We start from the raw sequence: 11,493 nt of genomic DNA, 5'->3' as shown, positions 1-11,493 counted from the left end.
GAAAGCGTCTTCGCCACAGTCCGCCACCGGACCGTCCGCTCCAAGGGAAGCCTGTCGCACAAGACGGCAAGGCTCATGGTCTTCAAGCTCGTCATGAGCGCCGCCAAAACCTGGCGCCGGCTGAAGGGCGAAAATCAGTTGCCAAGGGTCATTGCCGGCGTCAAATTTACCGACGGCGTCGCAGAATCGACGACGCCAGCTAACCGCGCCGCCTGATCGGCCCCATCACCCAATTTCGGCCATAGCTCCATTGACCAGGCGTTGCGAGCCTTCTTGGCAGGACGGAATCGTTACTCGTCAGAACACATCCAGTGTCATGACCATTCCGCCGATCTTTTCGAGACGGGCAAAATAGGCTGCGGGCTCGAGGAGCTGATAGGGAAAGTAGAGGCCAGGGGGAGTTGCCGGATTGCCGTCGAGTCCGACGAGTCGTTCGAGAACCATGGCGACGCCTAGCCCCGTCAGCGGCATCTGTCCCTCAGGATGGACAATCGCATGACGGGTGCGGAGCGGCCGGCCCGCTTGATCCTCACCGGCAAGTTCGATGACGATCTCGGTCGACATCGGCTCTCCTCGGCGGCGAGTGGAGCTCACTCCAATCGCGAGACTGAATTGAACGTTTGGCGCGCCGGTCGCGGTCGCAAGGCCGACAACGTCATAGGGGGAGAGTGCGGAGGCCTCCATCAGGGTGCCGTCGACGGCGCGGAACTTGGCCTTGGCATCGTCGCCAACGCGCCAGAGGTAGGCGCCGTCCCGACGAGCAAGCGCCGCCGGCATGGTCTTGGTTTGGCGCTCCAGGTCGGCGGCTGCCGCCGGACCGAAGGCATCCTGCTCATCGAGCAGCGCGCCGATAGCGATGTCGTGGACCCGACCGAACGCCTTGGCGAACTCGAGCGTGGGGACCGTCGTCGCGCCGACGAGCCATTCCGTGCCCAGAACGACCGGCGCGGCGTCCGGGTCGCGGATGTAGGCCGCTACTTCGGGACCCATCTCGATAATGCCTGGAGAAATGCTGATGTGCGGCACGCCGCGCGACTGAGCGAAACGGAGCCCGGCGATCCTTTCGTCCGTAAAAAAGACGGCGACGGCGCTGACCGGGCGCTCACCGAGTCCAAGCCCATCAACGGCCAGGTCGAGCACCACACCCTCCGCACCGCCAATTTCGGTCGCGACTTTCTTGGCCTTAGCGAGATCGCGGCCGCCGATCAGTAGCGGTTGATCGGGATGGGCGGCGCGCAGGAATCGAGCAGTCCAGCGGCCGACAATGCCGGAGCCGCCGATCAGGAGAATGGGAGCTGGCGACATTGCAGTGCCTCTCAATCCTAGCGAACATAACCTAACCTCGGTAAGTTACCATTAGTAAGTTACTGATGGTAGGTATTGCAAGGGGGGATCCGGACCGTGAAGCACTCTTTGAGACCGAAAGCGCATAAGGCGCTTTCCCGTCGGCTCTCGAAGGCGGATCGACGGCGCCAGTTGCTCGATATGGCCCTCGTCATTATCCGGGAGGAAGGGGCCGATCGGCTGACACTGGGACACCTGGCCGCTCGTGCCGGAGTCTCCAAGCCAATCCCGTACGAACACTTCGGCACACGATCGGGGTTGTTGATCGAACTCTACAAGTCGCTCGACAGGGAGCAGGCGAATGCCCTGCGTGAAGCGTTAAGAAGCGTTCAGCGGAACTTGGGGGATACTGCCGACGTCCTCGCGACCGCCTATATCCACTGTTCCGCAGATACGAGTGGCGAATGGCACGCGGTGGGCGCGGCGCTGTCGGGCAGCGGGAAGATGGGCGCGGTGCACCAGGAGCTGATCGATGGGTACGTCCAGCTGTTCGTATCGGCGCTTGAGCCGTACAGCACGTTGCCGCCCGATGAACTACAACGGCGCTGTGTCGGCCTTGTCGGGGCGGGCGAAGCGCTCTCGGTCATGATGATCGGTGGTCATTGCAGCGAGAAGGAAGCTGCTGAAGCATTTTCCTCGCTGATTCGAGGCGGACTTTGCGCACCTTCGCCGCAACCGTAACGCGATCGGGGTGAAGCTTTTTTGACTTGTCGCGGCACCGCGAGCGACAGACCTTGGGCGACGTGGATATCAACCACGCGCCTTGGTTGGATCGCAAGCTGCACCGGTCCGCGCGAATCGCTCGATCGGTGCGCCGCCGCCAGCTTCTCGAAGCGGAAATCTGGCGGACAGACATCCTGCGAATCGACCGGGATGGTCGAATGCCGGCCGGCCAAGCATGGCGGCTGCCATGGAGTTGGCCACTCGCTGCCGATGATCGCAAGGCGGTACAGGGCAGGGGCTAAGCGCGTTCTTTGCGCCCGAAATGGCAAACAAGGCTTATTTTGCGCGAATCTTTGGTTGAGAGCCGCCTAAGAGCTGCTTCAGGCTATTTATGTCCGGATAAAATAGTCGGCCGACTCGCTCGGAAAGTGGGGCAGCAGACTTTGCGATTTTCACTCGCGCTGAGCGCGCGAAAGTGCCAAATCCATATGCGGCAGAGGCGTTTCTCGTATTGTCGTTTTGCTTGACTTCACTATCTACCGCTTATACAAGGCGCGAACTTAACGACAGGCGGTGAGCTACGCCAGCGTCGGAACGGAACACCCTATCAGACCTACTGGACTGAGGCGGGCACCAACCTCGACGAATGCCGCTCAAACGCTGTCGATGATAGCTAGGCAATGCCAGGGCGATTTTTGTTCTCTTGAGCGCGTTCTCTTGAGAGTGAACTGGGACGCATGACCTCGGTTTTCAGCCGGACAGCGAGAGCTGATCGGTCGTGATCGCGGTCCTCTGTGGCGTCAAGCGCTTTCCGCTCAGCAATGAGTGGTAGGCGCGATTTCGTTTTGCGCGAACGGTTTTCGTGTGAGGCGGCCGGACGGGCGGTTCGTTCCCGTGAAGAATTTGCGGAGCCAGTGAGGTTCCGCGCGAACTTGAAGGGTGAAGGCTGACATGCCGACGATCAACCAGCTGATCGCAAAACCACGGGAAGTGCAGAAGTCGCGCAAGAAGGTGCCGGCGCTGCAGCAGTCGCCGCAGAAGCGCGGCGTGTGCACGCGCGTCTACACGACGACGCCGAAGAAGCCGAACTCGGCGCTTCGTAAGGTCGCCAAGGTGCGTCTGACCAATGGGTTCGAGGTGATCGGTTACATCCCAGGTGAGGGCCATAACCTTCAGGAGCACTCGGTGGTCATGATCCGCGGCGGCCGCGTCAAGGACTTGCCGGGCGTGCGCTATCACATCCTCCGCGGCGTGCTGGATACCCAGGGCGTCAAGAACCGTAAGCAGCGTCGTTCGAAGTACGGCGCCAAGCGTCCGAAGTAAGCGGGAACAGGTCAGATGTCGCGTCGTCACTCTGCAGAAAAGCGTGAAGTGCTTCCGGACCCGAAGTTCGGGAACATCATCATCACCAAGTTCATGAACTCGGTCATGTACGCCGGCAAGAAGTCGGTCGCCGAGAACATCGTCTATGGCGCGCTCACCATGATCGAGGCCAAGACCAAGCAGAACCCGCTCGGCGTGTTCGAGCAGGCGCTTGAGAACGTCATGCCGACCATCGAGGTGCGTTCCCGCCGCGTCGGTGGTGCGACCTATCAGGTGCCGGTGGAAGTCCGCTCGGTGCGCCGGCAGGCGCTCGGCATCCGCTGGCTGATTTCGGCCGCGCGTGAGCGTAACGAGAAGACCATGACGGAGCGGCTCTCGGCGGAGCTGCTTGATGCGTCGAACAATCGGGGGAACGCCGTCAAGAAGCGTGAAGACGTGCACCGGATGGCGGAAGCCAACCGCGCCTTCTCGCACTATCGCTGGTAAGGCGAACAACGGAATTTAAGGAACAGCCCCATGCCCCGCCAACATGCCATCGAGGACTATCGCAACTTCGGTATCATGGCGCATATCGACGCCGGCAAGACCACGACGACCGAGCGCATCCTCTATTATACCGGCAAGAGCCACAAGATCGGCGAAGTGCACGAAGGTGCCGCGACGATGGACTGGATGGAGCAGGAGCAGGAGCGTGGCATCACCATCACCTCGGCTGCGACCACCGCGTTCTGGAACGGCAAGCGCCTGAACATCATCGACACTCCCGGCCACGTCGACTTCACCATTGAAGTTGAGCGCAGCTTGCGTGTGCTCGACGGCGCCGTGTGCGTGCTCGATTCCAACCAGGGCGTCGAGCCGCAGACCGAAACCGTCTGGCGTCAGGGTGACAAGTACAAGGTTCCGCGCATCGTCTTCGCCAACAAGATGGACAAGACCGGTGCCGATTTCTTCAAGTGCCTGTCCGACATCGTCGACCGCCTCGGCGCCAAGCCGATCGCAATCCAGCTCCCGATCGGCGCCGAGAACAACTTCAAGGGTCTCGTCGACCTCGTGAAGATGAAGGGCGTCATCTGGAACGACGAGTCGCTTGGCGCCAAGTTCGACTATGTCGACATTCCGGCGGATCTCGCCGACCAGGCCAAGGAATACCGCGAGAAGATGGTGGAAGCCGCCGTCGAGCTCGATGACGACGCCATGGCTGCCTATCTCGACGGCAAGGAGCCGGACGAGGCGACGCTGAAGCGGCTGATCCGCAAGGCCGTGCTGACTGGTGCGTTCTATCCGGTGCTGTGTGGCTCCGCGTTCAAGAACAAGGGTGTGCAGCCGCTGCTCGACGCCGTCGTCGACTATCTGCCGTCGCCGCTCGACGTGCCCGCGATCAAGGGCACCGACGACAAGGGCAACGAGGTCGTTCGCAAGGCTGACGACAAGGAGCCGCTGGCGCTGCTCGCGTTCAAGATCATGGACGACCCGTTTGTCGGCACCATCACCTTCTGCCGCATCTATTCGGGCATCCTGCAGAGCGGCACCGGCGTGATCAACTCGACCCGCGAGAAGAAGGAGCGGATCGGGCGCATGCTGTTGATGCATGCGAACAACCGTGAGGACATCAAGGAAGCCTATGCCGGCGACATCGTCGCGCTGGCGGGCCTCAAGGAAGCACGCACCGGCGACACGCTGTGCGATCCGAACCACCCGGTGATCCTGGAAAAGATGGAGTTCCCGGATCCGGTGATCGAGATCGCGATCGAGCCGAAGTCGAAGGCCGACCAGGAAAAGCTCGGTGTCGCGCTCGCGAAGCTCGCGGCGGAAGATCCGTCGTTCCGGGTGACGACCGACCACGAGTCCGGCCAGACCATCCTGAAGGGCATGGGCGAACTGCATCTCGACATCAAGGTCGACATCCTGAAGCGCACCTACAAGGTCGATGCCAATATCGGCGCGCCGCAGGTGGCGTTCCGTGAGCGCGTGACCAAGCGGGTCGAGCACAGCTACACCCACAAGAAGCAGACCGGCGGCACCGGCCAGTTCGCGGCCGTGACGCTGATCGTCGAGCCGAACGAGGCCGGCAAGGGCTACGAGTTCGAATCGAAGATCGTCGGTGGTGCGGTGCCGAAGGAATATATCCCCGGCGTCGAGAAGGGCCTCGAGAGCGTGCTGGGCTCGGGCGTGGTCGCCGGCTTCCCGGTGGTCGACGTCAAGGTGCAGCTGATCGACGGCAAGTATCACGACGTCGACTCGTCGGCTCTGGCCTTCGAAATCGCAACGCGGGCCTGTTTCCGCGAGGCGCTGCAGATGGGCAAGTCCGTCCTGCTCGAGCCGATCATGAAGGTCGAGGTGGTGACGCCGGAAGACTACACCGGTTCCGTCATCGGCGACCTGAACTCCCGGCGCGGCCAGATCCAGGGCCAAGACATGCGCGGCAACGCCAACGTCATCAACGCGATGGTGCCGCTCATGAACATGTTCGGTTACGTGAACAATCTGCGCTCGATGAGCCAGGGTCGCGCAACCTTCACCATGCAGTTCGATCACTACGCCGAAGCGCCGGCGAACGTGTCGGCTGAAGTCCAGAAGAAGTTTGCCTGATTATCGTTGGTTGGCAGCTAACGATTGAACGGAGAGTCAAATGGCCAAAGCAAAATTTGAGCGTAACAAACCGCACTGCAACATCGGCACCATCGGTCACGTCGACCATGGGAAGACCTCGCTGACCGCCGCGATCACCAAGATCCTGGCGGAAACCGGCGGTGCGACGTTCACCGCCTACGACCAGATCGACAAGGCGCCGGAAGAGAAGGCGCGCGGCATCACGATCTCGACCGCTCACGTCGAGTACGAGACCCAGAACCGCCACTACGCCCACGTCGACTGCCCCGGCCACGCCGACTACGTGAAGAACATGATCACCGGCGCCGCTCAGATGGACGGTGCGATCCTCGTCGTGTCGGCTGCCGACGGCCCGATGCCGCAGACCCGCGAGCACATCCTGCTCGCCCGCCAGGTCGGCGTTCCCGCGCTCGTGGTGTTCCTCAACAAGTGCGACATGGTCGACGATCCGGAGCTGCTCGAGCTCGTCGAGCTCGAAGTGCGCGAGCTGCTCTCGAAGTACGACTTCCCCGGCGACAAGATCCCGATCGTCAAGGGGTCGGCGCTGGCCGCTCTGGAAGACAGCGACAAGAAGCTCGGCCATGACGCGGTTCTTGAGCTGATGCGCAATGTCGACGAGTACATTCCGCAGCCGGAGCGTCCGATCGACCAGCCGTTCCTGATGCCGGTCGAAGACGTGTTCTCGATCTCGGGCCGCGGCACCGTGGTGACCGGCCGTGTCGAGCGCGGCATCGTCAAGGTCGGCGACGAAATCGAGATCGTCGGTCTGCGCGACACTCAGAAGACCACCGTCACCGGCGTCGAAATGTTCCGCAAGCTGCTCGATCAGGGCCAGGCGGGCGACAACATCGGTGCGCTGCTCCGCGGTACCAAGCGTGAGGAAGTGGAGCGTGGTCAGGTGCTGTGCAAGCCGGGTTCGGTCAAGCCACACACCAAGTTCAAGGCTGAGGCGTACATCCTCACCAAGGAAGAGGGCGGCCGTCACACCCCGTTCTTCACCAACTACCGCCCGCAGTTCTACTTCCGCACCACCGACGTGACCGGTGTCGTGCATCTGCCTGAGGGCACCGAGATGGTGATGCCTGGCGACAACATTGCGATGGAAGTGCACCTGATCGTGCCGATCGCGATGGAGGAGAAGCTGCGCTTCGCGATCCGCGAAGGCGGCCGCACCGTCGGCGCCGGCGTCGTCGCCTCGATCCTCGAGTAAGAAGCGAACAGGGAATGGCGAGTGGCGAATAGGAATTTCTATTCGCTACTCGCTACTCGCCACTCACCAAAGAAAGTACGGCAATGAACGGCCAGAATATCCGCATCCGTCTCAAGGCGTTCGACCATCGTATCCTCGATACGTCGACCCGCGAGATCGTGAACACGGCGAAACGTACCGGTGCCCAGGTTCGCGGTCCCATTCCGCTGCCGACCCGCATCGAGAAGTTCACCGTCAACCGTTCGCCGCACGTCGACAAGAAGAGCCGCGAACAGTTCGAGATGCGCACCCACAAGCGCCTTCTCGACATTGTCGATCCGACCCCGCAGACCGTCGATGCTCTCATGAAGCTCGATCTGGCCGCCGGTGTCGACGTCGAGATCAAGCTCTAAGTTTTTTGGATTGAAGTCCGCGCGAGCGGACGAAAGAGAACAGGAACCACGCCGATGCGCTCCGGAGTGATCGCACAAAAGGTCGGGATGACGCGGGTCTTTACAGAGGCCGGCGAACATATTCCCGTGACCGTGCTGAAGCTCGGCAACTGCCAGGTGCTGGGCCACCGCACCACTGAACAGAACGGTTATGTCGCACTGCAGCTCGGCTCAGGCTCGCGCAAGACCGTGTACATGCCGAAGGCCGAGCGCGGCCAGTTCGCCGTCGCCAAGGTCGAGCCGAAGCGCAAGGTCGCGGAATTTCGCGTCTCCGAGGACGCGTTGATTCCGGTCGGCGCCGAGATCCAGGCTGATCATTTCGTGGTCGGTCAGTTCGTCGACGTTACCGGCACCTCGATCGGTAAGGGCTTTGCCGGCGGCATGAAGCGCTGGAACTTCGGCGGTCTGCGTGCCACCCACGGCGTGTCGATCTCGCACCGTTCGATCGGTTCGACCGGTGGCCGTCAGGATCCCGGCAAGACCTGGAAGAACAAGAAGATGCCCGGCCACATGGGCGTCGATCGCATCACCACGCTCAACCTTCGCGTCGTCCAGACCGATGTCGAGCGTGGCCTGATCCTGGTCGAAGGCGCCGTTCCCGGCTCCAAGGGCGGCTGGATCAGGGTGCGCGACGCCATCAAGAAGCCGCTGCCGAAGGAAGCTCCGAAGCCCGGCAAGTTCAAGGTTGCGGGCGAGCAGGCTGCCGAGGCGCCGGCCGAGCAGGAGGGTGCGTGAGATGGAACTGAAAGTCACCACCCTGGAGGGCAAGGAAGCTGGCTCGGTCCAGCTTTCCGACGCCATTTTCGGCCTCGAGCCGCGCGCGGACATCATTCAGCGCTGCGTGCAGTGGCAGCTCAACAAGCGCCAGGCGGGCACGCACAAGGCCAAGGGGCGCGCCGAGATCTGGCGCACCGGCAAGAAGATGTACAAGCAGAAGGGCACTGGCGGTGCTCGTCACGGCTCGGCGCGCGTGCCGCAGTTCCGTGGCGGCGGCCGCGCCTTCGGTCCGGTGGTTCGCTCGCATGCGACCGACCTGCCGAAGAAGGTGCGTGCGCTGGCGCTCAAGCATGCTCTGTCGGCCAAGGCCAAGGACGGCGGCCTGGTCGTGCTCGACAGCGCTGATATCAAGGAAGCCAAGACCAAGGCGCTGGTCGGTCACTTCTCCGGCCTCGGGCTGACCAATGCGCTGATCATCGACGGCGCCGAGCTCAACAACGGTTTCGCGGCCGCGGCCCGCAACATTCCGAATATCGACGTGCTGCCGATCCAGGGCATCAACGTCTACGACATCCTGCGGCGCCAGAAGCTGGTCCTGACCAAGGCGGCCGTCGATGCGCTGGAGGCGCGCTTCAAATGAAGAATATCGATCCGCGCCACTACGACGTCATCGTCGCGCCCGTTGTGACCGAAAAGGCGACGCTCGCCTCCGAGCACAACAAGGTGCTGTTCAAGGTCGCATCCAAGGCCACCAAGCCGCAGATCAAGGAAGCGGTCGAGAAGCTCTTCGACGTCAAGGTCAAGAGCGTGAACACGCTGGTGCGCAAGGGCAAGACCAAGGTGTTCCGCGGCAATTTCGGCTCGCAGTCGGACACCAAGCGCGCGATCGTGACCCTGGAAGAGGGCCACCGCATCGACGTGACTACCGGACTATAAGGGCGTAACGACGATGGCATTGAAAACCTATAATCCAACGACGCCGGGCCAGCGCCAGCTGGTGATGGTCGATCGTTCGGCGCTCTACAAGGGCAAGCCGGTCAAGGCGCTCACCGAGGGCAAGCAGTCGAACGGTGGCCGCAACAACACCGGGCGCATCACCGTGCGCTTCCGTGGCGGTGGCCACAAGAAGGCCTATCGCAATGTCGACTTCCGCCGCGACAAGGTGGACGTGCCGGCGATCGTCGAGCGGCTGGAATACGACCCGAACCGCACCGCCTTCATCGCGCTGATCAAGTATCAGGACGGCGAGCAGGCCTACATCCTGGCGCCGCAGCGGCTCGCCGCGGGCGACACGGTCGTGGCCGGCAGCTATGTCGACGTCAAGCCGGGCAATGTGATGCCGCTCGGCAACATGCCGGTCGGCACCATCGTCCACAACATCGAGCTGAAGATCGGCAAGGGCGGACAGCTTGCGCGCTCCGCCGGCACCTATGCGCAGATCGTCGGCCGCGACCAGGACTACGTCATCATCCGCCTGAACTCGGGCGAGCAGCGCCTGGTGCACGGCCGTTGCCGCGGCGCCATTGGCGCGGTGTCGAATCCGGATCACATGAACATCTCGATCGGCAAGGCCGGTCGTACCCGCTGGCTCGGCTGGCGCCCGCACAACCGCGGTGTCGTCATGAACCCGATCGACCATCCACATGGCGGCGGTGAAGGCCGCACCTCGGGCGGCCGCCACCCGGTGACCCCGTGGGGCAAGCCGACCAAGGGCAAGAAGACGCGGTCGAACAAGTCGACCAACAAATTCATTCTCCTAAGCCGCCACAAGCGGAAGAAGTAAGGAACGCCGGACATGGTTCGTTCAGTCTGGAAAGGCCCGTTCGTCGAGGCATCGCTGCTCAAGAAGGCAGATGCCGCGCGCGCGTCCGGCCGTCACGACGTCATCAAGATCTGGAGTCGCCGCTCGACCATCCTGCCGCAGTTCGTGGGCCTGACCTTCGGCGTCTACAACGGTCAGAAGCACGTGCCGGTTTCGGTGAACGAGGAAATGGTGGGTCACAAGTTCGGCGAGTTCTCGCCGACCCGTACCTTCCACGGCCACTCTGGCGACAAGAAAGCCAAGAGGGCTTGAGGATTAAGCGATGAGCAAACCAAAGCGCGAACGTGTCCTCGCGGACAATGAGGCCAAGGCCGTCGCCCGGATGCTGCGCGTCAGCCCGCAGAAGCTCAACCTGGTGGCGCAGATGATCCGTGGCCGCAAGGCATCGGCGGCACTTGCCGACCTGCAGTTCTCGCGCAAGCGGATCGCGGTCGACGTCAAGAAGTGCCTGGAATCGGCGATTGCCAATGCCGAGAACAACCATGACCTCGAGGTCGACGATCTCGTCGTCGCCGAGGCGCATGTCGGCAACGGCCTCGTCATGAAGCGTTTTGCCCCGCGCGGCCGTGGCCGTTCGGGCCGTGTCTACAAACCGTTCTCGCATCTCACGATCGTGGTTCGTGAGGTCGAGGCCGAGGCGAGCGCTTAAGAGAAGCGCGGGAGAACAAGATGGGTCAAAAGATCAATCCGATCGGGCTGCGTCTCGGCATCAACCGGACCTGGGATTCGCGTTGGTTCGCCGGCAAGGCCGAATACGGCAAGCTGCTGCACGAGGACGTCAAGATCCGCGAGATCCTGCACAAGGAGCTCAAGCAGGCGGCGGTGGCGCGGATCGTGATCGAGCGCCCGCACAAGAAGTGCCGGGTGACGATCCACTCGGCGCGTCCGGGCGTCGTGATCGGCAAGAAGGGCGCCGACATCGACAAGCTGCGCAAGAAGGTCGCCGACATCACGGCTTCCGACGTCGTCATCAACATCGTCGAGATCCGCAAGCCGGAGCTCGATGCGACGCTGGTCGCCGAATCGATCGCGCAGCAGCTCGAGCGCCGCGTTGCGTTCCGGCGCGCCATGAAGCGCGCGGTGCAGTCGGCGATGCGTCTCGGCGCCGAAGGCATCCGCATCAACTGCTCGGGTCGGCTCGGCGGCGCTGAAATCGCGCGCATGGAATGGTACCGCGAGGGCCGGGTGCCGCTGCACACGCTGCGCGCCGACGTCGACTACGGCGTTGCCACCGCATTCACCACCTTCGGCACCTGCGGCGTCAAGGTCTGGATCTTCAAGGGCGAGATCCTCGAGCACGATCCGATGGCCCAGGACAAGCGGATGGCCGAGGGCGACAGCAGCCCGCGGTCGCGCCGCGACGCCGCCTAACG

At 62.6% G+C, this 11,493-nt stretch carries 14 protein-coding genes and 1 pseudogene; 14 read left to right on the top strand and 1 reads right to left on the bottom strand.

Annotation, left to right across the window (positions count from 1 at the left end):
• Positions 1–216, top strand: a pseudogene (locus YY7_RS0140610) (IS256 family transposase); the annotation flags it as partial.
• Positions 217–297: 81 nt separating this feature from the next.
• On the opposite strand, the gene YY7_RS0140605 reads toward YY7_RS0140610, so the two are convergent.
• Positions 298–1,305, bottom strand: coding sequence for a hypothetical protein (locus YY7_RS0140605; protein ID WP_028168170.1), 1,008 nt, complete (start codon positions 1,303–1,305; stop codon positions 298–300).
• 96 nt (positions 1,306–1,401) lie between these two features.
• On the opposite strand from YY7_RS0140605, the gene YY7_RS0140600 reads away from it, so the two are divergent.
• From YY7_RS0140600 to rpsC, 13 genes are all read left to right on the top strand, one after another.
• Positions 1,402–2,025 carry a TetR/AcrR family transcriptional regulator gene (locus YY7_RS0140600; RefSeq protein ID WP_245287584.1) on the top strand — a complete coding sequence of 208 codons (624 nt, stop codon included), beginning with the start codon at positions 1,402–1,404 and terminating at the stop codon, positions 2,023–2,025.
• A 933-nt stretch (positions 2,026–2,958) separates the two neighbouring features.
• Positions 2,959–3,330: a 30S ribosomal protein S12 gene (rpsL, locus tag YY7_RS0140590; RefSeq protein ID WP_028168167.1), complete on the top strand. Its 372-nt coding sequence runs from the start codon at positions 2,959–2,961 to the stop codon at positions 3,328–3,330.
• Between the two features lie 15 nt (positions 3,331–3,345).
• Positions 3,346–3,816, top strand: a complete 471-nt coding sequence (gene rpsG / locus YY7_RS0140585; protein WP_028168166.1) for a 30S ribosomal protein S7 — start codon at positions 3,346–3,348, stop codon at positions 3,814–3,816.
• A 30-nt stretch (positions 3,817–3,846) separates the two neighbouring features.
• On the top strand, positions 3,847–5,919 hold the full coding sequence (fusA, locus tag YY7_RS0140580) for an elongation factor G (RefSeq protein ID WP_028168165.1): 2,073 nt from the start codon (positions 3,847–3,849) through the stop codon (positions 5,917–5,919).
• Positions 5,920–5,959: 40 nt separating this feature from the next.
• Positions 5,960–7,150 (top strand): elongation factor Tu, encoded by a 1,191-nt coding sequence (gene tuf, locus YY7_RS0140575; RefSeq protein WP_028168164.1) that lies wholly within the window; start codon positions 5,960–5,962, stop codon positions 7,148–7,150.
• An 83-nt stretch (positions 7,151–7,233) separates the two neighbouring features.
• Complete coding sequence (gene rpsJ / locus YY7_RS0140570; protein ID WP_002712302.1) at positions 7,234–7,542, top strand: 30S ribosomal protein S10; 309 nt, start codon at positions 7,234–7,236, stop codon at positions 7,540–7,542.
• Positions 7,543–7,596: 54 nt separating this feature from the next.
• On the top strand, positions 7,597–8,316 hold the full coding sequence (gene rplC, locus YY7_RS0140565; RefSeq protein WP_028168163.1) for a 50S ribosomal protein L3: 720 nt from the start codon (positions 7,597–7,599) through the stop codon (positions 8,314–8,316).
• 1 nt (position 8,317) lies between these two features.
• Positions 8,318–8,938: a 50S ribosomal protein L4 gene (gene rplD / locus YY7_RS0140560; protein WP_028168162.1), complete on the top strand. Its 621-nt coding sequence runs from the start codon at positions 8,318–8,320 to the stop codon at positions 8,936–8,938.
• The gene (locus YY7_RS0140555) at positions 8,935–9,234 is read left to right on the top strand and encodes a 50S ribosomal protein L23 (RefSeq protein ID WP_028168161.1); all 300 of its coding nucleotides are present in this window, start codon (positions 8,935–8,937) and stop codon (positions 9,232–9,234) included. The genes rplD and YY7_RS0140555 overlap by 4 nt, the downstream gene beginning before the upstream one ends.
• 13 nt (positions 9,235–9,247) lie before the next feature.
• The gene (gene rplB, locus YY7_RS0140550; protein WP_028168160.1) at positions 9,248–10,081 is read left to right on the top strand and encodes a 50S ribosomal protein L2; all 834 of its coding nucleotides are present in this window, start codon (positions 9,248–9,250) and stop codon (positions 10,079–10,081) included.
• A 12-nt stretch (positions 10,082–10,093) separates the two neighbouring features.
• Positions 10,094–10,372, top strand: a complete 279-nt coding sequence (gene rpsS, locus YY7_RS0140545; RefSeq protein WP_027583256.1) for a 30S ribosomal protein S19 — start codon at positions 10,094–10,096, stop codon at positions 10,370–10,372.
• Positions 10,373–10,382: 10 nt separating this feature from the next.
• On the top strand, positions 10,383–10,769 hold the full coding sequence (rplV, locus tag YY7_RS0140540; RefSeq protein WP_028168159.1) for a 50S ribosomal protein L22: 387 nt from the start codon (positions 10,383–10,385) through the stop codon (positions 10,767–10,769).
• 20 nt (positions 10,770–10,789) lie between these two features.
• Positions 10,790–11,491 carry a 30S ribosomal protein S3 gene (gene rpsC / locus YY7_RS0140535; protein WP_028168158.1) on the top strand — a complete coding sequence of 234 codons (702 nt, stop codon included), beginning with the start codon at positions 10,790–10,792 and terminating at the stop codon, positions 11,489–11,491.
• Positions 11,492–11,493 lie beyond the last annotated feature (2 nt).

The organism is Bradyrhizobium elkanii WSM2783 (genome assembly GCF_000472865.1).
GTDB lineage: Bacteria > Pseudomonadota > Alphaproteobacteria > Rhizobiales > Xanthobacteraceae > Bradyrhizobium > Bradyrhizobium elkanii_A.
Note: the sequence above shows the minus strand (reverse complement) of the source record. Positions and strands in the feature narration are given on the sequence as shown.

What these genes read in the sequence shown, in the direction of transcription:
- rplB (WP_028168160.1), top strand. Translation starts at nt 9,248, where the DNA reads ATGGCATTGAAAACCTATAATCCAACGACGCCGGGCCAGCGCCAGCTG.
- rplC (WP_028168163.1), top strand. Translation starts at nt 7,597, where the DNA reads ATGCGCTCCGGAGTGATCGCACAAAAGGTCGGGATGACGCGGGTCTTT.
- YY7_RS0140555 (WP_028168161.1), top strand. Translation starts at nt 8,935, where the DNA reads ATGAAGAATATCGATCCGCGCCACTACGACGTCATCGTCGCGCCCGTT.
- rpsJ (WP_002712302.1), top strand. Translation starts at nt 7,234, where the DNA reads ATGAACGGCCAGAATATCCGCATCCGTCTCAAGGCGTTCGACCATCGT.
- rpsS (WP_027583256.1), top strand. Translation starts at nt 10,094, where the DNA reads ATGGTTCGTTCAGTCTGGAAAGGCCCGTTCGTCGAGGCATCGCTGCTC.
- tuf (WP_028168164.1), top strand. Translation starts at nt 5,960, where the DNA reads ATGGCCAAAGCAAAATTTGAGCGTAACAAACCGCACTGCAACATCGGC.
- fusA (WP_028168165.1), top strand. Translation starts at nt 3,847, where the DNA reads ATGCCCCGCCAACATGCCATCGAGGACTATCGCAACTTCGGTATCATG.
- rpsL (WP_028168167.1), top strand. Translation starts at nt 2,959, where the DNA reads ATGCCGACGATCAACCAGCTGATCGCAAAACCACGGGAAGTGCAGAAG.
- rpsC (WP_028168158.1), top strand. Translation starts at nt 10,790, where the DNA reads ATGGGTCAAAAGATCAATCCGATCGGGCTGCGTCTCGGCATCAACCGG.
- rplV (WP_028168159.1), top strand. Translation starts at nt 10,383, where the DNA reads ATGAGCAAACCAAAGCGCGAACGTGTCCTCGCGGACAATGAGGCCAAG.
- rpsG (WP_028168166.1), top strand. Translation starts at nt 3,346, where the DNA reads ATGTCGCGTCGTCACTCTGCAGAAAAGCGTGAAGTGCTTCCGGACCCG.
- YY7_RS0140605 (WP_028168170.1), bottom strand. Translation starts at nt 1,305, where the DNA reads ATGTCGCCAGCTCCCATTCTCCTGATCGGCGGCTCCGGCATTGTCGGC.
- rplD (WP_028168162.1), top strand. Translation starts at nt 8,318, where the DNA reads ATGGAACTGAAAGTCACCACCCTGGAGGGCAAGGAAGCTGGCTCGGTC.